Annotated in this window: 9 protein-coding genes; all 9 read left to right on the plus strand. The window is 44.4% G+C overall.

Features of this window, described 5'->3' with window-relative positions; translation table 11 throughout:
- Window position 1 precedes the first annotated feature (1 nt).
- From ABJF11_RS03690 to ABJF11_RS03730, 9 genes are read left to right on the plus strand one after another with little or no spacing between them, the layout of a single operon-like run.
- Window positions 2–6,817, plus strand: coding sequence for a PKD domain-containing protein (locus ABJF11_RS03690; RefSeq protein WP_348118129.1), 6,816 nt, complete (start codon window positions 2–4; stop codon window positions 6,815–6,817).
- 3 nt (window positions 6,818–6,820) lie between these two features.
- Entirely contained in the window at window positions 6,821–8,032 is a 1,212-nt protein-coding gene (locus ABJF11_RS03695) for a zinc metalloprotease (protein ID WP_348118130.1), read from the plus strand.
- Window positions 8,033–8,058: 26 nt separating this feature from the next.
- Complete coding sequence (locus tag ABJF11_RS03700) at window positions 8,059–12,675, plus strand: PKD domain-containing protein (RefSeq protein WP_348118131.1); 4,617 nt, start codon at window positions 8,059–8,061, stop codon at window positions 12,673–12,675.
- A 4-nt stretch (window positions 12,676–12,679) separates the two neighbouring features.
- Window positions 12,680–14,086: a PorP/SprF family type IX secretion system membrane protein gene (locus tag ABJF11_RS03705; protein WP_348118132.1), complete on the plus strand. Its 1,407-nt coding sequence runs from the start codon at window positions 12,680–12,682 to the stop codon at window positions 14,084–14,086.
- A 21-nt stretch (window positions 14,087–14,107) separates the two neighbouring features.
- Window positions 14,108–15,829: a hypothetical protein gene (locus ABJF11_RS03710; RefSeq protein WP_348118133.1), complete on the plus strand. Its 1,722-nt coding sequence runs from the start codon at window positions 14,108–14,110 to the stop codon at window positions 15,827–15,829.
- Window positions 15,830–15,864: 35 nt separating this feature from the next.
- Window positions 15,865–20,979 carry a hypothetical protein gene (locus ABJF11_RS03715; protein ID WP_348118134.1) on the plus strand — a complete coding sequence of 1,705 codons (5,115 nt, stop codon included), beginning with the start codon at window positions 15,865–15,867 and terminating at the stop codon, window positions 20,977–20,979.
- A 7-nt stretch (window positions 20,980–20,986) separates the two neighbouring features.
- Window positions 20,987–22,522, plus strand: a complete 1,536-nt coding sequence (locus ABJF11_RS03720) for a hypothetical protein (RefSeq protein WP_348118136.1) — start codon at window positions 20,987–20,989, stop codon at window positions 22,520–22,522.
- A 40-nt stretch (window positions 22,523–22,562) separates the two neighbouring features.
- On the plus strand, window positions 22,563–25,541 hold the full coding sequence (locus ABJF11_RS03725; RefSeq protein ID WP_348118137.1) for a hypothetical protein: 2,979 nt from the start codon (window positions 22,563–22,565) through the stop codon (window positions 25,539–25,541).
- A 1-nt stretch (window position 25,542) separates the two neighbouring features.
- Window positions 25,543–26,097 carry a hypothetical protein gene (locus ABJF11_RS03730; protein ID WP_348118139.1) on the plus strand — a complete coding sequence of 185 codons (555 nt, stop codon included), beginning with the start codon at window positions 25,543–25,545 and terminating at the stop codon, window positions 26,095–26,097.
- Window positions 26,098–26,210: the final 113 nt, after the last annotated feature.

Below are 26,210 nucleotides of genomic sequence, written 5' to 3' on the forward strand. Positions count from 1 at the left end.
TATGAAACAAGCCGCAAAATATAGAGACCATAGATGGGGGGCATTCCTAAAGTGCCTGCTCACATCACTACTATTTATTGGCTTGTCAACCGCATTAGTATCTGCTCAGCCCACTAATGTGACTAACAAAGGCACCCGAATCTATATACCTAGTGGCGCCAAACTGTATGTTTCAGGAAACTACAAAGATGAGTCTACGCAAGCTGAGAAGGGAATAGTGCTGGGCGGAGAATTAGAACTGCATGGAGACTTTATCAACAATAATGCAAGCCCGGAAGAAGCCATATTCGATGGAGATTTTGTTGCGGGATATCTGACTTTTGCAGGCACTGGAGACCAACTTATTACAGGATCAACAGCGTATTTCAGAAAACTGAAAGTAGACAAACCGGGTGGTACCTTGACCTTCGGTGTAGCATCTGTGATCAAGGATGGACTGGAACTGACCGCCGGAAACGTGGTACTGAACGAAGATATAACGATAGCTGAGGAGAACACCAAACTAACCAGTGCTGCACCCACTACCATGTCGCATACTGGAGCAGTGGTGAGCGGGTCGGGTTCGATTAGGGCCAGTCGGCCAGCACTAAACAATGGAGATGTACACGTAGACAATTTGGATGTGGTAGGCACCGGGTTGGGCTTTACCATGTACGGAGGACAGACCATGAGTACCTTGGCGATTGCGAGAAATCATCAAGAGCTGACCTCTTTGGGAAATGGAGTTAGCGTATTTCGAAACTATACTTTTAGCGTGGATCAAAATGTGGAACTCAGCACCGTTAGATTCAAATACCTTGAAAATGAATTTCGCAGCGCCGGACTTTTGGAAAATGATGTGGCTATCTATCTCTCAGACGACGATGGAGCGAGCTGGGAGCGAATAGGAGGTACTGTTAGTTTAGCCAGCGACCAGATTGAAGTAAATCTCGCTGACCCGGATCGGCTTTTTATTATTCAAAACACAGATTATTTGCTGGCTTTGGGAGCACAAACCTGCAGTGCTGCAAATCAGCCTGACATACAATTTAGCGCCGTTTCGACGCTCCGAACCGAGACCCCGTCGAGTACGGAAGAATTGAATATTTGTGGATCAGAACTGACAACCGTCACTGCGTCAAATACAAAAACTGATGCTTTGTCCTATGCTCACTGGACGATTCCTAATGACCCTGATGTCGAACTTTTGTCGGCAACTCTAGACACTGACAATGACGGGACAATCTATGTGAATGGTCGTACCGTAAAAGGATGCCTGTCCTCAGCTCAATTCGACCTGACCGCAAGACCCTTTCCCGAGAACAGCATTACCTCAATAAAAACTTTCGCTGAGTGCCAATACGAAGAAGTCCAATTTATACACAGCAACGAAGATGAAAATGGAGACCCGCTAACCAACGCTACGTACACCTGGAATTTCAATACCCCTGACAACCAGTCGGGCACTACCTCAGACGGTGCTCCACTTTTGACTGACCCTGTCAGAAACTTCACATATAATACCTATGGTGACAAAACTGTACGGGTCACCGCAGTATCGGAATATGAATGTGCCGTAGATATTGAATTGCCATTTACAGTAAACCCGGTACCAGATTTTGATTTTTCAATCGCCGACCTGTGCCGGGATGAGCTAGGTCAATTCGATATTACGATAAACGATGCCATTACTCAAATAGGAGATCCGTTTTCTAGTCTGCGTAAATATGACTGGGATTTTGGTGATGGAGGTACTGATAATCATGAAGATGTGCTTGGATCTATCAAAGACCAGTTTGAATACACCTATGTTGATATTGGCGATGAGTTGAGCACGCTTGACGTGACACTGGAAATGGAATTTACTGCCACTGAATGTAAGTCTGAGGTGACCAAGCAAATTTTCATCAAACCAAAGCCAGTGGTAGACTTCTCTGCAGAGTTTGAAGGCGCTCCGATCAATGAAATTTGTGTGGGTGAAGTAATAACCTTCGAAAATGCGACCACCTTTTCAGATGCATCCACCAATGTGCTCTACGATTGGGATTTTGGCGACGCGACCACTTCCGCTGATCACACGCCAGAGAAACAGTATTTCGCGCAAGGTGCATATACCACCACTATGATCGCTGAGTCTGAGACATATGGCTGCACAGACATGATGACCTGGGATATCGAAGTACGCCCCGAACCACTAGGAGGGTTTCAAGTGCTTGATAAGGACATTTGCTCCGAAGAGACCGCTCAGTTTCTCAACGAAACGACAATACTGGATGCCACTCCCAATTTGCAGTATGTGTGGGACTTCGGCGATGCCAGCACTTCTACCGAAACCCAAAGCAACGTATTGCATGACTATGCTGATGCCGGACTATACAGCGTATCACTGCAGAGAACCTCAAAATACGGTTGCTCAAATACACTCAGCAAAACAATCGAAATACACCCAGAACCAGAAGCCGATTTTAAGATAGAAAATGCATGTATTGATGACGCGACAGTTTTCACCAGTACATCCACAATAGCATCAGACGCAATCCAAAGCCAAACCTGGACTTTTCATGACGCCAGCGAACAAGAGGGCGCCACGGCCGAATACATTTATGGAGAAGCCATTACCAGACAAGTTCAGCTCGAGGTAGTATCAGATTATGATTGTGTGCACGAGATCATAAAAAATGTGGATCCAGTGCAAAGACCCACTTTCACCTTAGATCCAGCGGTAGCTTGTGAGAACGATTTCGAAATTGTACCGAACGTATTGCTCCCAACAGATATACCGGGAGGAAGCACTTATGAATGGCGAGCGATGAAAGATATGTCCGTGATCTCTACTGACCCGACCGCAGTAGTGACCGAAAGTGGCAATTACCAGCTTGTAATATCGGGGCCAACTCCACTTACCTGCCAGGGAACCAATACAGCGACCATTTATCTGTTTAGTGATGTAGACTTAGGTTCAGATGTTACTTTCTGTGAAAAAGGTGATTTGGAGGCCTCGTTGGATGATATTGATTTCTTGTCCGATGATGATGTCACCTACTCCTGGGACAAGGACGGATTGCCCGTGGCCGGAGATGTTGATAAATTAGAAGTAATTGCAAATGGCACCTATGAAGTCGACGTCAATATCAACGTGACTGGCTTTGGCCAATGTTCAGTTCAGGATGAGGTCAGCGTCACAATAGATCCCAAAATTGAGCTTACAGTAGACGACCAATCAGGATGTGATGGAGATATTTTGACGCTGGATGCAGGTGTGTCTGGTGCAACATACAACTGGACTCAACTGTCGACCGGAAGTTCTGCCGGTACCAGCCAACAAGTCAACGTTACGGAAGAAGGACAATACAAAGTAGATGTTCAAAAGGGTAGCTGTGAGGCCAGCACCCAAGCCGAAGTGACCCTATTTAGTCAACCTGTCGTCAGTTTTGAATACCCGGATCAAGGAGTTTGTGAATCTGCTGCCGCTAGTTTTATCAACAAATCATTTGTCACAGAGCAAGGAGATGCCATCGTAGGTTATCAATGGGACTTTGGCGATGGGTCGGCAATCTCTACCCTGGAAAACCCTTCGAACACCTATGGTGCTTTCGGAACGTACGACGTCTCTCTTACCGTTGAGACCGCTAATGGATGTAGTTATTCACATATAGAGCAGATAGAGATACATGATTTCCCGAATGCAGATTTTACTGTCCCGCTAGTTTGCGTTGGAGAAGTGCTCAACCTCAGCGGCCCAACTGGAGCAGGATATAGCTATAGCTGGAGTTTTGGAAATGGGTCAAGCTCTGCTTTGCAAAACCCAGCAACCACTTATACCCTGGCAGGATCGTATCCAGTAACGCTCAACGTCACCAATTCTAATGGCTGTCTATCAAGCATTGTCAAAAATGTAACTGTCAATCCATTACCTGACTTAAATTTCGGTGGTGTAGTTGCCTCCTGTGCTGCTTCGATCGAATTAGATGCCGCAAATTCTGGATCAACTTATTCTTGGCGCAACAGTGTGGATTTCGAGATTTCGACCGATCAACAATATGAAATCACAGCAGACGGCGACTATTCAGTGATCATTACCAATGCCACTGGATGTGAGTTTGAAGAAGATTTTAGCGTAACCCTCAATGCCCCCATCCAACCCGGTCTAGGCAGTGACAGGCAGGTATGCGGGAGTTTTGAATTGGACGCAGGCTACTTTGACGATGCCACCTACGCCTGGTCCACCGGTCAAAATACGCGAGAAATTATGGTGACCGAATCAGGCACCTACCAGGTATCCGTGATGGATATTAACGGTTGCGAAGGAACGAGTGAAGTGACCATTACCTTCAATGATCTTCCCATTCTTGACTTGGGCAACGACCTGGCTATCTGCGATGGAGAATCGGTGATACTCAACGCTCAAAATACAGGAAGCACCTATACCTGGTCAAACGGATCAGACCAGCAATCCATCGTAGTCAGCACCACCGATACTTATCAAGTAGAAGTAACAAACGCACAGGGTTGTGTCGCTCAAGATCAGATTCAGGTAACAGTCAATCCAAAACCCGTAGTCAATTTTGCGCTGGATGAAAAGTGTCCTTTCGAACCTATTGATTTTACCAATTTGACCAGTATATCAGGCGGAGGATTGCTTAGTTATCAATGGAGTTTTGGAGATGGCTCCTTCTCTACACAATCCAATCCCACGAAAGCATATACTGCCAGCTCCGACTATGATGTCAATTTGATAGCCACAAGTATCCATGGATGTGAGAGTAGCCTGACGAGTAAAATCGATGTACACCCTAATCCAGTGGCCAACTTTATATTGAATTCGGTTTGCCAAAATGAAGAATTTATAATAGACAATAGATCCAGTGCACCAGATGGAAGTGGTCTGACCTACCATTGGTCAGTTGGCGATGGCCGAACATTTACAACAGAAGAACCCGAGCTGAATTATACCAACTCCGGCGACTATCTGGTCAATTTGGAAGTAACCTCTGCCTATGGGTGTGTAACATCTAAAAGTAATACCGTTACGGTGAATGAAACTCCCATGCTGGATTTTGGAGGTACAATCGACCGATGCGATGGTAGTTTTACTCTGGATGCAGAGAACGTAGGAAGCACCTATAAGTGGTCTGATAATTCGAAAAACCAAACACTCGAAGTTACCACTTCAGGAACTTACACTGTAGAAGTGACCAGTGCCGCCGGCTGTGTTTTCAATGAATCGGTAGTGGTAGAATTCAAAGGATCAGATAGTCCAATAGATCTTGGAGATGATTTTGCAGCCTGCGGCGAAGCACTGCTCGATCCTATGGTAAGCGATATTGCTTACTATTGGTCCACCGGAGAAACGACTGAGACCATCCAGGTATTTAGTACCGGCAATTATGAGGTGACCACTGTGAGCAATGATCTTTGCATAGTGGCTGACGATATCAACGTCACCATCAATCCTATCCCCGAAATTGATCTCGGCAATGAGCTAGAGGCCTGTGAAGGAGAAGTCGTCAGTTTGGACGCAGAAAGTACATTGACAGTGGATTATCTATGGTCCACAGGTTCGACCTCATCATCCATTCAAATCGATCAGGCTGGGATCTATAACGTCGAACTGATTACCGATTTGGGCTGTAGTTTTATAGATGAGGTAGAAGTACTCTACCATGCCATTCCAGTACTTGAGTTTGACGCAGTGATTCAAGCCTGTGATGAAATCTTACTAGACGCAGGTAATTTTGGTTCTGTATTTAATTGGTCCACAGGCGAAGAATCGAAGACCATTACTATTAGCGAATCGGATGCCTATGGCGTAGAAGTGACTAATGCCGAAAACTGTGTTGCTAATGCTTCATTTGACGTGATCATCAGCGAAAGCCCAAATTTGGATCTGGGACCAGATAGACAAATCTGTCACGATGAGATTGCTGTTTTGGAATCGGGCCTGACCGATGTCGATCACTTATGGTCAACACTTTCCACAACGAGCAGTTTGGAGGTGGGGTCCACAGGAAACTATTCCCTGGAAGTTACCTCTGATGCAGGATGCAAAAGTTCAGATGAGGTATACATTGAGGTGTCACCTCAGTTTAGTGTAGACCTGGGAGAAGACAGAGTTGATTGTGGAGAGTCCGATTTAATGCTCGATGCAGGTATAGAAGGATACACATATCAGTGGCAATCTGACTCAGGCTTTGTGTCTACAGATCAAAACATAATCGGCAATACCTCCGGACGATATTGGGTGACAGTGTCCGATGACTTAGGATGTATGGAATCTGACACTATTTATATCGCACCTACCGATATGAAAATCAAAGCAGGTTTTCTATCCTCCTCAATTGGAGATCGTGGAGATACCATTCAATTTGCTCAATTGTCGGAACCCACCCCTGAGACTTTCCTCTGGAATTTCGGTGATGGACAATTCAGTAACCTTGAAAACCCGCAGCATAGATATTTAGTAGATGGTGAATTTGATGTAACACTCACAGTCTCTAACGAAGTGTGTACCGATGAGCTGACCAAATCACTGACTATTCGACTGGCAAGATCATCTGAGGATGAAGAAGTCGAGATAGCAAAATTCCTCGAAATACTCGAACTCAAAGCATATCCCAACCCTGTCCGAGATCAATTTAGCCTCTATTTGGAGCTAAGTAAGGAAGAAAGCACGCACATACACGTCTATGACATCACGGGCGTTTTGATGCAATCTCAGGTAGTCAAAGGAGTAGAAGAAGAAGTTCGATTTGATGTATCCAAGTTGGCTGATGGTGTCTATTTCCTACATGCCTCAGTCGGCAAAAGGTCTCAAGTCATAAGAATAGTAAAGCAGTAGCAAGTGGGCATAGCGCAACGATATTATCGCATTACCTACGGGGCAAAATATTTGGCCTTGTGCCTATTTGCCATTTGGTTTATACCAGCATGTTTTTTGTTTTCCCACCCAGCCAGCGGACAAGCCGAAATCAGAAAGTGCCCTGTGGAGTATAGTGAGAATACAGAGCATCCCACCCAGCGCCTGCTCACTTCAAACGAGACCATATTTACCATTCCGGTGGTGGTGCATGTGGTGTACCAAAATAAGACCCAGGATCTAAGTCCATCACAAATCCAATCGCAGATCCATGCTCTGAATCTTGATTTCAGAAAGAAGAATCAGAATGCCTCGAATACCGTTGCCGATTTTTCTTCTTTAGCCGCAGATATAAAAATTGAGTTTGAGCTCGCCGAAATAGACCCTATGGGAGCGTCTAAAGATGGAATTACCAGAACAGCGACCGAGCATGTAGCATTTGCCAATAATGATCTCCATGCGTCCAACACTGGCGGTGCAGATCCATGGGACAGCGATCAATATTTGAATATCTGGGTCGCTAATCTCACTACAGGAATAATTGGCTACGCATCAAGTCCAACCGGAGATGACAATTTCGAAGGAATAGCTATCCACTATGAAAATTTTGGAACAGAGGGGACGGCAAAAGCTCCTTATGATTTGGGTAGAACACTTACGCATGAAGTTGGGCACTGGCTAGGCCTGCAGCATTTGTGGGGAGATGGCGGCTGCTCGTCCGACGATGATATTTCAGACACTCCCAATCAGCAACAAAGCTCATCGAGTTGTAGCACCTCCAAGTCCTCCTGTGGATCACTCGATATGGTTCAAAATTTCATGGACTTCTCTGAAGATGCCTGTATGACACTATTTACCCGTGGGCAAGCAGAAGCGATGCGCACCTCCCTGACCACACATCGACCTGAGATCTTCAGTGAGAAAGCCATCTTGGAAAGTGCCTCTTCTGACCTAAAAAGATCTGAAATTCAATGTTTTTATTCCAATGGAATCTTGAAAATCAATTTGAATGATATGCTCGGAGAAGGAGAGCTGTCCATCTATGACCTTTCCGGTGGAGTTCGATTGCATCAGCAAATCAAGGAAGTAAAACCAGAAATGGAAGTAGTACTTGGAAATCATTTTAGGGGTATGCATGTAGTCCGGTACAAAACGTCCAAAGGGTCATTTTTTGCCAAATTTATTAACAACGGGTGATGAAGCAAATATTAAGTATAATGAAGATGAAAAGCTTGAAGTTGGTAATATTCGGACTTGGGCTGGGTCTATTTAGTTCAATCGGTCTGCTCGCCAGTGCGTCAGATGAAAAGGCCATGTTGGCCACAGCACTTTTTACAGCAGATCCGGTTTGCGAAGGCGAAGAAACCATATTCGTCAACAACTCATCTACCTCAGCCGGCTCTATCGTCACCACAAACTGGGATTTCAAGGATGGATCAGGATCGACACTCAACGAACCAAAGCATGTTTTTGCCTCATCAGGTACCTTTGCAGTATCCTTGACAGTAGTAGATGCCAATGGGGACTTTGATGTGTATGTCACTAATGTAGTTGTCAATCCCAAACCAGATGTAAGTTTCGTCCTGTCCTCTTCTGACCAATGCGAAAGTACGACCTTCGACTTCACTAATGCCTCAGCTATTCCGGCCCCTGGTGTGATAGATTCCTACCTATGGGATTTTGGTGATGGAAGCACAGCCACCACAGAAGACGCCTCTCACAATTATGCCTCTCCCGGCACATACACCGTCTCGTTGACCGTGACACCTGTTGTTGCAGATGGCAATATATGCCCTACTACGATCACTGAAGAAGTAGTGGTTCATCCTGAAGCTGTGGTAGACTTTTCTGTTGAAAATGTGTGTCAGGGTGACGAATCAGTCTTTATTAATAATACCCAAGTGGTCACAGGAAACCTGACCTATGATTGGGATTTTGGAGATGGCAATGTTTCTACAGAAATAAATCCAAAACACACCTATGCCACCGAAGGCAGCTATACCGTGCGATTGGAAGCTACTAGCTCTGCTGGTAGTTGTATCACATTTATAGAACAGACAGTTGACGTTTTTGCAGAACCTACAGCTGGATTCTCAGCTGATGACGAGTGTTTGGGTGATGTTGTGTCCTTTACCAATACCTCAGCCATCAATGTAGGAACGATGACCTATGCATGGGATTTTGGAGACGGCTCGGCTATTGACACAGATACAGACCCCACGCATGACTATGATAATGCAGGTACTTATTTAGTGAGCCTGACGGCCACCTCCAATTTGGGATGTACTGATGTTTATACTGAAAATATCAATGTACGACCCCTTCCAGTCGCAGACTTCTCCGTAAGTGATGTTTGTGATGGATCTGCGATGATTTTTATAAATGAATCATCGATATCTGCAGGCAGTATTACTTTCGATTGGGACTTTGGTGATGGAAATAATTCAACAGACGAAAACCCATCGCACACCTATCTGCTGCCCAATGATTATGATGTTACACTCACAGTCACCTCAGGTTTTGGTTGCGCCGATCAGATCGTCAGAGAAGTCACTGTCTTCTCAGCCTCGGATGGAGGAAGCCTGGCCGGGTCTGCCGTGCGCTGTGAAGACGACACCGATCCTTATGTGCTTACGCTCTCCGGCCATGTTGGAGAGGTAAATCGCTGGGAAAGTTCATTGACCAACGATGAGCCCTGGGCGACCATAGCCAATCAAACGACTACCTTGACTTATTCAGATTTGACTGCTACCACCTACTATCGAGCAGTGGTGAGTAGCGGCCCTTGTGCTGAGGGCTATTCGTCTGTGGCCACCGTACAGATAGATGCACTCAGTGTTGGAGGAAATATTACCGGTACGGCCACGGTTTGTACCAATGCAAACAGCGGCACCCTGACATTGCAAGAGCACACCGGGTCTGTGGTAGAGTGGCAGCATTCCACCACAAGTGCAGTGGCTGGTTTTAGTTCAGTGGCCAACACCACCACCTCATTGAACTACACTGACCTGGCGAACACCACTTATTACAGAGCCGTCTTACAGAATGGTGTATGCGGACAGGTTTTTTCTGAGGTAGCCACCATTACCACATTAGACGAAACCAACGCAGGATTGCTATCGGGTGCTACTACCGTTTGCAATGGATCGAATACAGGCAGTCTGACTCTTGCAGGGCAAGTCGGCGACATTTTGCACTGGGAGTCATCTCCGACAGGCAACGAACCCTGGAGTAGTATAGACAATCAAACCAGTACCTTGGACTATGAGGATTTGATAGCTACGGTCTATTATCGGGTAGTTGTTCAGAACGGAGCTTGTGATGAAGAAATTAGTAATATCGTTCTTATTGAAGTAGATGAGAATACAGTGGTAGGAACCATTTCGGGAAAATCTGATGTGTGTATCGACGCCAGCAGTGGTACTTTGGCGCTCGAAGACCACCTAGGTACTGTTACCAAGTGGGAATTTAGCGATGGTTCCACGCCATGGACAGATATTGTAAATACTACAGCCAATCATAATTTTTCTGGATTGACAGAGACCACCACCTATCGAGCAGTGGTTCAAAACGGAGTCTGCCTCGAACTGACCAGTCCCGAGTTTATAGTCCAGGTAAATCCACTACCAACAATTGTATTTTCGAACGACGAGGTCTGTGAAGGCACTAAAACCACCTTCACTAACTTATCTACCATATCGTCGGGATCGTTGGAAAGCTCCCTTTGGGATTTTGGAAATGGAGGACTATCCGTGGATCTCGCACCAGAATATACCTTTTCGGAAGCCGGCACCTTCGCTGTCAAACTTACCATGACTAGCGACAAAGGCTGTGAGAACGACCTCACTCAATCCGTAGTAGTCAATGCAGTTCCGACGGCTGATTTCATTCACGACGATGTTTGCCTGGATGCCACAACCTTCTTTACCGATCTATCAGAAATCAGTATTGGGACCATAGACACCTATACGTGGGATTTTGGAGATTCAGAATCTTCTACAGATGCCAGCCCAACACACCTATATGCAGCACATGGAGAGTATACGGTTGAACTTCTTATCGAATCCGATCAGGGATGCACAGATGAGCTCAGCACCGAAGTCATTGTATATGAACTACCCGAGGTCGACTTCACATTCGACGACCTGTGTGATGGCGAAGTGGCAGCTTTCACCAACGAAAGCACGATAGGCGATGGAGGCATGTTTTACAGCTGGAATTTTGGTGATGGCAGCAAGTCTACCGATAGCAACCCTCAACATACCTATGCCACTGACGGCTCTTATTCGGTCAATCTGGAAGTCGAATCGACCGTCGGACGATGCCTCGTCGATTTCACCCAAACTATCGAAGTATTTGTAAAGCCTGAAGTAGAATTCACAGTCGATAATGTATGTTTTGGTGAGGAAGTGACGCTGGTCAATTCTTCCAATATTTTTGGTGAGACTGTTGATTATAGCTGGGATTTTGGAGATGGATCCAGTGCTACTGATGAGGCACCTACCCACCTCTATGGAGCAGTCAATTCATATGAAATATTGCTGGAAGTCAATACCTCCAATGGCTGCTCGGACAGCTATACTCGGTCGGTCTATATCAGCCCATTGCCAAGTGTCAACTTTTCAGCCGATGATGTTTGCGAAACCGAGCATGTTCAGTTCAACAACCTAACCTCCATATCTACTGGCACTGTCAGCTACACCTGGGATTTTGGAGATACCAATACCTCGACTGAAACCAATCCGGAACACTTATATGATGAAAAAGGAGAATACACCATCACATTGACTGCTTCTACCACCGCTGGCTGTACAGAGGTCATCGACAGACCGGTAACGGTGTACCCAAGTCCCCGGGCAGATTTTGAATTTGATAATGTCTGTGACGGCAACGAAAGTCAATTCGTAAATATATCTACTATTGATTTTGGAACTATCACCTCCTACGAATGGGATTTTGGTGACGGTGGAAATTCGATTTTACAAAATCCGAGCAAACTCTATCTCAACGCTGGCACCTACGACGTCTTGCTAAAGGTCATATCCGATGGAGGATGCCAATCAGAATCTACTCAGGAGGTCAGTGTATATAATGTCCCGCTTGCAGATTTCTCTGTAGAAGATGTTTGCTTTGGAGAGACCGTTCAGATCGACAACAGCTCATCTATCGCCCAGGGGTCTGTCACCTATCTATGGCAGCTGGGAGATAATACCACATCAGTATCCAGCAACCCTGCCCATGAATATGAATTGCCAGGCACCTATGAAATTGGCCTCACAGTGACGTCAGGTAATGGTTGCGAAGACAGTTATGATCAAGAAGTAATAGTTCATGCCATCCCGGAGGCATATGCTGGTCTGGATACGGTGGTCAGCAAAGGATATACCATTCAATTGATTGGGTCTGGAGGGTACACCTACAGTTGGAGCCCGCATCAAACCTTGGACAACTCGCTGATCTACAACCCTCTGGCTACCCCGCTCGAGACCACCACCTATGAATTGCTAGTGACAGACCTCTATGGATGCCAGGATACCGATGAGGTAGTCGTCGAAGTCACTGATGATTATAAGATAGTACCTACCAATGTGATGACCCCGGATGGCAACGGTCAAAATGATGCCTGGACGATAGCGAATATCGAAACTTTTGGATCCGCCAATGTGGTGGTATTCGACCGGTGGGGAACCGTAGTTTATGAAAAGAAAGGCTACCAAAACGATTGGTACGGCACCGCCGGAAACGACATTCTGCCAGATGGCACCTATTATTATGTGATCACATTCGATGACTCACAACAGGGTTATAAAGGGGCAATTACAATCATTAGAAACAGATAAGGAGATGAGGAAGATATTGTTATCCATAATAGTAGGGTTAGTAGGCCATTCACAGCTCATGGGACAGCAGACCCCGTTGTTTAGCCAGTACTATCTCAATCCCTTCTTACTCAATCCTGCCTTCGCAGGGAAAGAAGCTGAAGCCCGGGCATTTTTCACCTATCGAAAGCAATGGACAGGCATCGAAGGAGCACCCGAAACCCAGGCCTTCACCATTGACGGTGCGTTGAACAATGAAAGAATGGGTATAGGACTCACCCTCTTCAATGATATCACCAATGTATTGGGACGAGCCAATCTAATGGGCACTTATTCCTATGGAGTAGACCTGAGCAAAGATCAACATCTGAATATGGGGATATCCATTGGAGTGTTGCAAAACAAGATCTATTTCGACAGAATCAATGCGTCTGATCTCAGTGACCCAAATTTGCTCAACGATGTAGATAACAGGACTGTCCTTGACGGAAACATTGGAATGAGCTATAGATATAAGGATTTTCTACTTGGAGTAGCCGTCACTCAAATATTTCAAAACGAAATAAATCATTCAAATGATGCTGATTTCAAAGCGTTGAATTTTAGTTTAATTCGTCACTATACAACCACTTTGCAGTATGATTTTATGCTGAATCCGAAGCTCAAGTTAGTGCCTATGGTATTGATGAGAGCTGCACAAGGATTGTCTCCTCAGTTTGACCTATCCGTTTTTGCTGAGTATCACGACATATTATGGTTGGGTACCTCCTATAGGACAGGCATCGGTACCAATTTTTCTATGGGTTTTCACATAGACAGCAAGTTTATCATAGGCTACTCATATGAAGTACCCAAAAAAGCGATCCGGGGACTAGCACACGGGTCTCATGAATTCAGTGTTGGGATCCGACTCAACAATCTAGTGAAAGGTGGCAGGGCTAATACCAGCACTTCCTCTGTTCCAAACCATTCGAATTATCAAGGCGCGCCTTTGGATGCAGCACACCAAGAAAAAATGGATGCCCTGGAACAAAGAAATCAGCAGCTGGAGCGAAAAATCGAACGGCAAAACAAGGAGCTCTCCGCGATTCGGGATATGATGGAAAAGAACAAAGAAGAACTCAGTCAGCTGATTGCGACCAGCGCAGTAGACCTGTCAGATGCAGACGCTTTCGACGCCGATGGAGAATACTACTTGGTGGTGGGAGCTACACGAGATATTGAGAGTGCAAAAAACTTTCAGAAGATGTTTACCCGCGAAACAGGCCGATCTACAAGGGTCACTCAAAACAGCAAAAAAACATGGTACCTGGTTTTCTCTAGTCAGCCCGCCACCTGGAAAGAAGCAAAAAGTGAAATCAAAAACCTGAAAAAGAGTGGGGACAACCAATTTATTATTGGAAACCCCTGGATCTATAAAGCCGGCGAGTAACTCCAGATAGTTAATATTTAATTGAAATTTTTCACTCACATACCAACCTATACCTATAGCCGACCTCTGCTGATGATCGGGCTGTGCCTTGCATTGAGCATGGGGCAGCACGCCACCGCGCAGGATCTGGAGCAAATAGGCGATCAGAAATTAGTGAGAGTTTCAGGAGGTATTTCGACCAACACCACCTTCTATCATGCTACTGGAATTGAAAGTAGGAGAGACCCCTTCTATTGGATGATCAACGCCAATATCAATTTTGATTTCCTCGGCGTGGTACAAGTGCCCTTTTCGATGACCATAAGTCAGCAAAACAAGAATTTCTCACAACCTCAGCCTTTTAATAGGTTTGGCTTAAGCCCAAAATACAAATCAGTGACAGCCCACCTAGGACACCGGAGTATGACCTTCTCCAATTATACCCTGGCGGGAAATTTGTTTTTCGGGGTCGGAGTAGAAGTAGAACCAGAGGATAGCTTTTGGCGCGTGAGTGCTATGTATGGTCGGTTTGCTAAAGCAGTTTCTAAATCTGCACAATCAGGATTGGTGTTCGCCGAGCCTACGTTCAAGCGATTAGGGTATGGTGTGAAAGTAGGACTGGGGAAAGAAAAACACAATATAGATTTGATTCTATTCAAGGCAAAAGACGACGTACACTCGATTGAAATCACCGACGAGGTAGACGTACTGCCAGAAGAGAACCTTGTCCTTGGGTTCAACACCTCGCATAAAATCAACAAAAGAATCTCGTTTGAGCTGGAATATGCCTACAGCATGTTTACCAGAGACACCAGAATACCACCCACTACTATCAATGACTACACCTTTGTCAATAATCTGGGATCGCTTTTCACTCCCAATATATCCTCTGACTACAATGGAGCCCTACAGAGTAAAATAAAGTATACTGCCTCGTGGTATCAACTCAACCTATCCTATCGAAATATTGACCCCGGATATCAGACCATGGGGTCTTCCTTTCTAAACAATGATTTGAGAGATATATCAGGAGGGATCGCCTGGAGAATGTTCAAACAAAAAGTGAATGTCGCCATGAATGCCGGGCTCCAACACAACAATCTTGACAACCAGCTGACCGCACAAGTAAGACGGGGTATATTTTCGTCAAATGTCAGCTATGCACCGAATGAAAAACTGAATTTTAATGTCAGTTACTCGAATTTCAATTCCAGCACGCAGCAGTCACAGTTGAGACCAGATATATTAACTGATACATTGGAATTCTTTCAAGTCACCAGAAATGGTTCTATCAATGTCAACTATCAGACTAACAAGGAAGTAGGCCTCAACCATACCTTATTTCTATCCAGCAGTATTCAGGATGCCACAGATAGTGAAAGCAACTCCTCCACCTTTTATAACGCTACCCTTGGTCATCAGGTCAGAATTGGTAATGCCTGGTCCCTGGGGCTGACCTACACTTACAATAGAAATCAGAGTGTAGGGTTGGTGAGCGTCACTACAGGCCCGATTTTGACCGTTGGTAGGTCGTTTTTTGAGAACAAAATGCGAACAAGCATTTCGGGAAGCCTTCTCAATTCATATGTTCAAAACAGTTTGGAAAGCACGGTGAACAATGTACGCTGGATGAACTCTCTGCGAGTTGGGAAAAAGCACAGCTTTTCAGTCAGCGTCTACTATCTCAACAAACACCTGAAGGAAGAGGACGCTGAGGTCATCAATGAAATTAGAGGAGGGGTAAACTACAGCTATAGATTATGATTGATTTAAATAGGATAAAAAATCTGGTCAATTTGATGCAGAAATCTTGTGAAGCTGCGCCAGTCCTCCAACGCAAAGGAGAGGCGATAGACCGGACTCCGCATCAGAAAGCTACGCCTCTAAGTTTTGGAAAACTCGCTGTATCCCTTGTCCTGGTAGCTGTTCTGGGTCTTTTTCCTCATATAGTCGAGGCCCAAACGCTTAGGTATCCGGCCAATGCAACACCCGTATTGACCACACCATATTCCTCGTTTTTGAGTGATTATTCAGAGCCAGGTGGCAACAAGCTGTCTGCTACTGTAGTCTTCAACGATTTCAATGAGCCGCAATGGAATTTTAGGTTTAGGCTCACCATAGAAAGCAATGATCTTAGGCTGACCACTTCACCCAATTTTATTCCTTCAGCCCCTATTACAGTTACGCCAGGAGTGCCTGAAATCGTGTCAGGAGAAGATTGGCTGCCCTATTTCGAATACCAAAACTTGGTAATAGAAGGGCTCTCAAGGAAAGAGCTGGAAAGATCCGGACGTTTGCCAGAAGGCTTCTATTCTTTCTGTATTGAAGTATTGGACTACAATACGGGCGAAACGTTGTCGAGGAAAACATGTGCCTCCGCTTGGATCCAATTGAATGATCCAGCACGAATCATCAGTCCAATCTGCGGAAAGTTTATCGATCCCAATAGCATTCAGATTCCATTCCAATGGCAAATGTTCAATACCCAGTCGCCAAATGCGACCATGGGTACCGCACATCAACTGACCATGTGGGAGATTACCGACAATTCGGCCAACCCAATGTCCGCCGTAGCCAATGGACAAGCCTTGCAGGTTTTTCAAACCGATCTACTTTCTGGAACCAATTACGTCTACGGGCCATCCGATCCGGCACTAGAACTTGGTAAGCACTATATCTATCAGATCCAATCATTCGATCCAGAGGGAAGAGATACCTTCAAAAACAATGGCTATAGCGAATTCTGTGATTTTTACTATGGCTGGCCCTCAGATGGCAAGGTTTCGCTACTAGAGCCAGGTAATAATGACGGATTTAGGAGAAGGCAGCTCCCCGTGATGAAATGGTCCAGTGTGGACAATATGATCCCGGGACAATGGGTGAGCTACGAAGTCCAAATAGGAGAAATAGAGGAGGATGAGATCCCCGATGAAAACATTCATTTTGACAACCTCTGGTACAGTCGCACGCTGCAGCCTACCTCCATGAGCTATGACATGAAGGTAGAGCTAGGCAAGCTACCTGCAGTTACCAAAAAATACATCTGGCGCGTGGTCGCCAGGACAGGAGAGCAGGAAGTAGGCAGAAGTAAGCCGTCTCTATTTTACGGACCCAGTCTTGTAGAAAGATTCTACGCAGAAGGCCATAAAATATGGGTGGACGCTATCACAAATGCGGATATTAAAAATCTTGCCGGTGAGGGTAGAATTAGACTGACGGCCAATAAAAACGATTGGACAAAAATCAAATTTAAAGGGCTCAAGCTCAAGGAAAACGGCGGATACTACATTCTGGAGGATGGAGAGATTATTCACGAACTTGATGAGCACAAGTTAGATACCCTCAATGCCGAATTTGCCAGAAACGGTTATAGCCTTTTCGGAATAGAGAAATACAGAATCAACAAAGAGGGACTTTCCGTCTACGGCGACATAGATTGGGATTTGCCATTTGCCACTACAGCAAGTGAAAAGGCGGTCGTAAGGACAGATAAAGGCTGGATGGTTTACGATGATTTCACCGTCAACGGCGCACTCAAACTACACGAAGAAAACACCTACGACCTTTTAGATCCATTCAAATTTACACTCGATCTTCATACCTCCTCATATATCTATGTCAATACTGACAAATATTGGTTTGAATTCGATGGAAACGTCAATCTGCCTGGTAACGTCAAAGGCATTTTTGAGGATCAACTCGTATCAGTCCCGTTTTTTGATGCAGAGCACGTATTCTACATAGAGCTGGATCAGCCAGAAATCACCAATCATGTATCAGTACTAAACAATACTCGTATTGAATTAAGAGCCTCCACACTTACGATTGATTTTTCAGAAAAAGAATCGCCCGTTAGTTTCAGTGGACAGCCTGATTGGAAAGGGGTCTATTTCAATTCATTTCAATTAAGATATAACAAGAATGTAGATGCATCGGGTCAGGTCACTCTGGATAAGGTTTTCAATAAGCCTTACGAACTCACGTCAGATGGCCCGGAAGAGGCCTGGGTGACCACAAAAGGATTCGACTTCAAAATTGATAAAACATTTGCTGATGGTGACTTCGGCAAGTTCAACACCTTCCCGGCCAAGCTCAATAGAATCCAGCTAGAGCTCAAGGCCAGCAAAGTAGTAGGCGAGAGCAAACTGGAGGGCGAAATGCTCATACCGGTGGTAAGTACCGAAGAGCCCTTTGATTTTACGATCCCACTCTCCAACATGGGATTCAGAACAGGTTATCTGCATGACCTCGATGAAACTGCTTTTACTTTCAACAAGGACGGTGGAGAACAGCTCATCAATATTTTGATCAAGAGAGCCGTATTTGCCGACAACAATCGGCTAAACATGACCATCGATGTGGAATGGCCAGCACTGGAAATTACCATGAAATCGGTGGTCGGATTCAAAGCCTGGGGAGACTATACGATCGGCTTCAACACCAAAAACGGTGCCCTGCCACTGAGTCAGCGACTCAACGGAAAAATGAGTGGATATCCAGTTGTCATTCACACGATAGGCGCTGGTAGTAGTGAAGGTAATTATTCATTCGCCACCACCATAGACTCACAATTGGGTGACGATGTGTCCGGCGGAGAAGGAGCGCCACAGGTAAACGTCTACAGTATTGTAGCTAATGAATATGTGCCTAAAGATGCAGAGGCATTTACGGATGCCACCTCCGATCAGCCAGAAGAGACACAGGAAGAAAAAACCAGCCAAATAACGCAACAGTATCAAGAGTCTGAAACTGCGCTCCTTAGCAAACTAGTCAATAGTCAGGAGGGGATACTCAATACAGGTAATAGTTTGAAAGCCAGCCTCGCTGGCTCACCTGCAGAAGCCTTCGCTCCAACTCAGATTTATACCGGACCTGGATTTGATCCTGGCACCGGCCATCTGGAGCGTGGGGGAGCCTTCTTTGACAAACTCAGTCCCGAACAAAAGGAGCAGTTTGATCTATTGATCACCGGTCTGGTATCCAAACTTGCTGAGCCCGTTACCAGCAAAATCAATAAGAAGACAAAAGAGATAACTGATCAAATCAACGGCAGTATAGATGATTTGACCCTGTCAGCTACTATTGAAATTGAAAACAAGGTCGATGCACTGGTTCAAAGCATAGCCGATGAGCTGATCAATACGCTACAAAACGACTTAGTAGATGTCTCTGGCCCGATCGCTGAAATAGCGACGGCCACCGCCACATCCATAAAAGGTGAAGTATCGGGCGCTCTGAATCAGTCCGTTGATACCAATGTAAGAACTCCAGTGATCTCCTTACTCCAGGACGGAATCGCTGGTAGAGTCAATGGGCTCATCATTGATCAGGGTGCAGAAATAGTCTATGGTGTATTCGAAGGCAAACCCCTTGCAGGCGGTGATGCACTGGAAGGTGTGGTCACCGGCATACCTACTATCATAGAAGATGCCGCAAAAGATGCGCTGAATATGGTGAAGCCAGACAAACTGGCTTCAACGATTCAAGCATTAGGGCAGGACTTTATTACGAATATTAGTGTTGGAGATATCGCGCATGATATCTCATCTCACATCGATGATATCATCAAACAGGCGCTCAAAGACGCCGCGAATGACAAGATAAACGACATCGCCTCACAATATGCAAATGAGGTATTGAATTTCGGAGAAGGAGACGCTCAAATTCCAATTGACTTTGTAGGAGTAGCCACCAGGCTGGCCAAAGGTGATGTAAAAGGAATATTCGCGGCCGATCCGGTAAGAGTAAAACTCAACACGCCAGTGATCGCGCTGGACGGATTCATCAAGTATACGCCTGACGATGCCGTCTTCGGGGATGTATGGTCTGGGGACGTGATCATGAGCGTCAAAGTGCCAAGACCGTTTCAGCTGAATGCACTTTATTTCAACGGAAAGAAAGGGGATACCCACTATTGGTTTTGTCAGATTGACCCCGCATTTGGTGATAAGAGCCAAGGCCGACAACCGGGAGATGTTCTGAGCAAAGAGCCAAGGGAAATGCCCAAGCCCGTAAGCATGGGAATAGTCGATCTGGTAGGGATATCGGGACGATTGTACCATCATATGAGTGAGCAGCCTTCTGGTATCATTGTACCTGATGAGGCCATGAAATATGGAGCCTATCTCAACATGGTGCTATTTGACAAATCCACCAACGGCGAAGTCATGCGACTGCAACTCGCCGGCGAGATCAACTCAAAGGAGAATGGAGATTACACGGTTGCCCTTGAGGGAAATGCCCACCTGTTGGGTCAAAACACCGTCAAGGATGGAGACAAGCGTGCTGTCATCCAGGGTACGGTTAAAATCAGCTACAACTCTGCCGAAAAGCATTTTATAGGTTATGCCAGCGTAGATCTAAAACATGAGGCCCTTTGCGCGCACGGAAGTCTTCTGGTCGATGTGAAACCCGGAAAATGGCGAGTGGCTATTGGTACCCGGGAGGATCGTTTGTCTTTCATCCCAGCTTGTGCAGGCTGGGCACCTACCGGTTGGCTAGATGTCAATCAGAATGTAGCAGAATTGGGACTGGGCGTATCATTTTCGTTGTCTGCACAGAGTCCAACGATCAATCTATTTATTGTAAAATTCAATGTAGCCGTAGATGCTGGAGTGGCTTTTGGTGTGCAGGCAGCCGTGCAATACAGGCCGAGTTTTGCCTTAGTTAAGGCAGGGGTTTGGTTGGATGTATGGGTAACCTTGGATGTAAACTATCAGACAAGAAAGATCACCTGGAGAGGATTTTCATGGAGTAGCTGGAAATCGATCACTCTCGTGGACATTTTCATTCGCGGCGATTTAGTGATGATTTTCAAGCCATCACCGACTACGCTAGAAGGCAGTGTCAGGGGGCATGTTTCGGTCCTCTGTTTCAGTAAAAACTTCAATGCTCATATGAGTAAGACATTATAGCGCAAATATGAGAAAGAGTAGAAAACATAACGAATTGTATAATCAAGGTAAGAGATACTTGTTTCTTTTGATCTGGATCATGTTTGGTCTGGCTTCACAGCTGCAGGCACAAGATGGAGGAGGGGATACCTCAGATGATCAATCCAAGATTGGTGAGGAACTGGATCAGTTTGCCAATCGCTTTCTCGACTGGATCGTATTGTCCTACGCCACCTACACTGGCCAGCACGAAGCCGAATTGGAGAGCATTTTTGCGAAAGCCAAAGAAGCCCTGGATAATCAATCTGAGGTCAGAGAGTTGCTCAGAGATCTAATGGGCTCATCTGACGAAAATAGCCTCGAACAAGTCGTGCGAGATTTCACCAACCAAACAGGTATAGGCGTCTATTTTGTGCCGCAGATAGCCAATGAAAATGACGGATTCTACGTGCCGATATTCAATAATTTTCTGGCCGAGGGAGCCAAGAACCCAATAGCACCTTTTGTGATAGTCAAACCACTGATCAGTGGCAATCATAGGTCGGGATATCAGGTCTCGTACACGCTAGAGACCTCTCCAGACCTCAACGCCAAAAAGTATAATCTAGATCAAGCGGATACTAACAACCCGTTTCATCCGATATCAGGCAGTGTAGCACAGAGAAAAGGACTGGCCGAAAGATTGAAGCCAAATCTGGCGGCCGGTGTAAAAATACTCACCGAAAATGTCGACGAAAATTTCTTACCCAAGCTGGTCATTACCTACGATGGCAATGTCTATCGTCCGGGAGAGGAGATAGAAATGGGCATGGAAGCAGCAGCGGAAATTAGGCTCATTGCCATGAATCGAGACGGGTCCGAACCCAAACGAAATGTAGTTTGGAGTTTTGCCCCCGAGACTGTAGAGCGAAAAGTCCGGGGAAGCGATTTGGTTTTTCCTCTCAGCACAGCCGGCCGGTGGGCGATCCTCGCAGAGTCTGGATCCTTGAAAGCTACCGTCGGAGTCAAAGTCGTCGACTTTAATTTGGATTGGAGAGAAGTGCTCAAGGCCATCCTAAAGGAGGTCGTGAACGAAAGCATAGCCACGGCCAGATTTAAAATTGATTCGCTCGCGAATGACACGCTATCATACACTACCGAAATACAGCAACAGCGAAATGTGCTATTGGAACGGGAAGGATATACCGTCAACTCATCGACGGCGACAGTCAGCAGTGACATCTACTTTGAAGAAGTTGATGACAGTCAGAATATGACTCAGAGCGAGTTGGATGCATTTATGCAGGATGAGCAGGCCAAGGCTTATGTTGAACTTCATCGCAAGTGGTATATTGTTACTGCTCAGATTCTTCTACAACTTAATATAGAAGTGTTCCTTAATGCACTTATAGACGATCCAAAGCGCCTTGATGATTTCGTGAGTGAAGTCAAAAACTCCAGTCCTGAGCTTATCATAAGTCTAATTACCAATTTGTCTAGTCGCCCAGACGGACGATTGGATATCAAAAATCTAATAATTAATCACCTCAATAAACAAATCCAGGATGCAGCATTCAACGAATAGAGCTCATTGGTGTCTCGCCCTCCTACTTCTATTAACAAATTTGTTAATAAGTACGATCAGTGCATATGCAGCTGAAAACGACCCATATGTTGCGGAAGTAGTAAAGCGTTTGAACCAGCAGATTGCTGACAACGAAAAAAATGATCAGGCCGGACTGAGTCATTTGAATAATTATTTGATTGATATTGCTGATTTACAACCAGGCACACAGCACTTAGCGGAAAGGAAGCAGAATTTTGTTGATGATAATGTATTATCAGAAATTAATCAGAGCTTGATTTCCCTTACACAACTAGAAAATCAAGAACCGATATTCCTTTATACGCTTCTGAATGGAGGATTGATCGCAGTTGAACAAAAAGGGACTACGTTAAAAGATTATGGAGGTGCTATAAAGGCCACTGAAAGTAGTTTCAGAGAAATAGAAAATGACATTAACGGCAGTTTTCAAGAAATTCAGTCTGCACTTACAGGACACCTCAATGATAGGGCCTCAATATTAGTAGTAACCCCAGTTAATACAATAGTTGTTGGTACTAGTTCAGAAGGAGACGAAGGCTACCGGACTTATCTCAGGCATGCTATGCCTGGAAAGGAATTCGTAGGTTTAGTAGATAAGATTAAATCTCAGATTTCTAATATAAAATATTCATCAGGAACCAATCAAGCCTTCAAAGATCATATTGAAGTTTATGTGGATGTATTGAAGAATTTTAAGGACATAGATCCTGATGAATGTCAGCAAGCTATAGAAGCATATATAGTAGCACATAGTACTAATTACAATAATATTCCTAGAGAAACTCTGGAAAGAGTAGGTGAGATTAGGTGTCTTTATGGTCTAAGTCCAACTAAAGATTATGATCAAGCAGCTATAGATGCACTGTATCAATGGGAGCGAGATTTTTACTTTGAAGGTTACAATGCTACAGAAACTGCTTATCTAAAATACGCTGAAGTTCTGGAGTTGAAATATGAAATTTTTAAGAATATTGAAAATGAATCTCTGCCTATCGCAAGTCATCAAGGCATGTTCAACATTGCACGCTATTTAAGTGGAGGCGAAATAGAAGTGCTTACCACTGATCAAAAGGTACAGATGTTAAAAGTTATGTTGACAGGCAACGTAACAGACTTGTATAACAACAATGATTATTTTTTTCCTGATGCAAAAGAAGCCCTTCTTGTAAAATTACTCGAAAACATTCCTGACAGTCAGGCTGCAGAAGTATTGGATCGATTGATCTCTGAAAAAGTTGCATTTAATTATGTTCACCCCAAGCATGGAACTGTAAGGTATGATCAACGGACCTTGTACGAGTCACTCTCACGTGTATTAGAGGACTGGGGTGGAGATGATCATTATACTGCATTTGCTACGCAATTGAATAAAATGGTTCTCTCAGCTGCCAACATTACTTCTGCCACAGATGTGGAAGGAAACAAGAGTTTAGTCAAAGAAGAATTTATTTGGAATAGCAGCGGTGACATATTTGAACGACCCTTCAATGGGATGTACATATATGAAATTGTAGAAAGGGGGAGCGCTTCCCTTAAATATAAGGAGACTTATTGTGAATCGGCAAGTTCAAAGTTGGTTCCCAATTTGGCAGGAGGCCCAGCCATGGCGCATTTTAGTTGTGATGATACACCCAAGACAACGGAAACAGAATCCTTGGGATATTTTGACATTGTTGCGCTATCATTTTACAATAACAATTGCAATTTTCTTGACGAGAATCCTTTTGGAGATTCGAGAGCACATTTGGTATATGCAGGGTATTTGGATTACCTCCTAACCAAGCAGAATACACAAAATGTTGAAGATATCGTCACCACAACAATTGATGTAGCTACGCTTGTAATCGGAGTTGGTGAATTAGGTTTGGCCATCAAAACAGCGAGTAAAATTAGAATGATTTGGGCGGCATGGGCTCTTTCCTCAGAAGTGGCTAGTCATGTAGCAGACAGCGATGGTTTTCAAAATTGGATTATTTCTAAATACGGAGCGGAAAAGGGCGGTGAATATATTGAATCACTCAAGATTATTACGCTAATAAGCGAGGTTATGTCTTCTGGTGGAACTATTCTCTATGAGATAGGTAATATTAAGAAAACTGCTCAGTCTTGTGCGATCCTAGAACAAGCCAAGAAAGAGGGCAAACTCGATGAAATATTTGGAGCTGAAGCTGAAGATGTCAGCAAAATCACTGCTGAATTGGAAACGCAACTGATTCGAGCGAACAAAACAGACGAATTGTCTTTAGCAAGAAAAGGAGTGGTCGCTAAAGGGGTGGATGATTTGATAGCAGGCTTAACAGGCTCTATTAAATCAACTTATAATGATTTAATAAGTGCAGGCTTAAAGTCAGAAGTAAAGGCTAATTCGATTCTGATGAAGAATACATCTGGTGAGACTGTTGCTATTATCAATAATGGGAAGCTTACTCCAACAAAATGGGAATGGCAAATCAATGCCTCGGCTTCAGCTATGACTCCAACCTCTGAAGGCTATATCTTAATTAAGCAGGGAGATGAAATCAAATTCGACCTAGGCTTTAAAGATGGAAGAATACTTGAGGCTAAGGAGGTTAACGACTATTTAGTCAATGGACAGGGAAAAGACCTAGACGGTCAGCCCTATTGGGCGGGTACACAGATAGATGAAGTAACTCTTGGGAAGAAAAATGAGATTATTTATTTTGTTGAAGATTTTAATAATGGTATTGCTAGCCCAGGACAATATGCTTCTAAAGATGCTATTTCTACTATCAAAGAATTAAGAGAAAAATTGGCAGTGAAAGAGGCTTGGAAAGAAACCGTAAAAGAACCCACCTTACGAACCTATCGGGTAAAAGCAGATCTGAAATCTAGAAGTGGAATAATAGGAAGACAGTTGGATAATGGAGTTGAGTTATCTGGTGGTGGGCATCAATATGAAATTATTGATTATTTGGGATCGAATTGGCAAAATTACTTAGAAGAGATTGGACCAAAAGGAGGAGTTAAATTAAAATAGTATGATCTCAAAATTTCGACTCATCACAGGTAAAAATATTAGAATTAAACCAAATCTATCATCAAAGAAAAACTCTTCGTTATTTGAGTATTGCAGCGATAAAGAATACAAACAATATATCAATAGTAATACTTCTGGTATCAGTTGGGAATTTGATAATTCCGAGGTGATATTTTTTGAAGAGAAAACTAGAATTTCTGGCTACCCAACCTCTGATATGGAAAAAATGGTAATCATCTATCCCATGGAACATGAACGTTATATAGCTCCTGGTAATGCTATTATTTACAATGCAGATGGGAGTGAACACATGCAGTTAAAAGCTCCCGAGCCAATCTCAGAGCTAGCCAAAACAAGGGCTAGAAATATGGCTAAGACCAAAGACTTTAATCCCCCTCACAGATTGTATTTTGATAGAGTGAGTTGGGGAAAGACAGTTGACGGTAAAATAGTTACTGTGATAAAAATAGGTTTTGATCGTGATTGGTATGAGGAGCGAGTATTAGATCCGAATACAGGAGAGTTTGGAGAATGTTTGAGTTCTGGGATGAGATAACATTTAAGCTATCGCTTGAATCTTCCTTTTAGTTGCGAGAGCATTGAGAAAAAATTTGATCGTATTTTTATCTTCCTGACCTCCACGTATTGCACTAAGTACTTCATAACCAG

This window comes from Reichenbachiella sp. (assembly GCF_039941815.1).
Lineage (GTDB): Bacteria > Bacteroidota > Bacteroidia > Cytophagales > Cyclobacteriaceae > Reichenbachiella.

Coding starts and splice junctions, on each gene's coding strand:
- ABJF11_RS03690 (WP_348118129.1), top strand. CDS start 2: ATGAAACAAGCCGCAAAATATAGAGACCATAGATGGGGGGCATTCCTA.
- ABJF11_RS03700 (WP_348118131.1), top strand. CDS start 8,059: ATGAAAAGCTTGAAGTTGGTAATATTCGGACTTGGGCTGGGTCTATTT.
- ABJF11_RS03705 (WP_348118132.1), top strand. CDS start 12,680: ATGAGGAAGATATTGTTATCCATAATAGTAGGGTTAGTAGGCCATTCA.
- ABJF11_RS03715 (WP_348118134.1), top strand. CDS start 15,865: ATGCAGAAATCTTGTGAAGCTGCGCCAGTCCTCCAACGCAAAGGAGAG.
- ABJF11_RS03720 (WP_348118136.1), top strand. CDS start 20,987: ATGAGAAAGAGTAGAAAACATAACGAATTGTATAATCAAGGTAAGAGA.
- ABJF11_RS03730 (WP_348118139.1), top strand. CDS start 25,543: ATGATCTCAAAATTTCGACTCATCACAGGTAAAAATATTAGAATTAAA.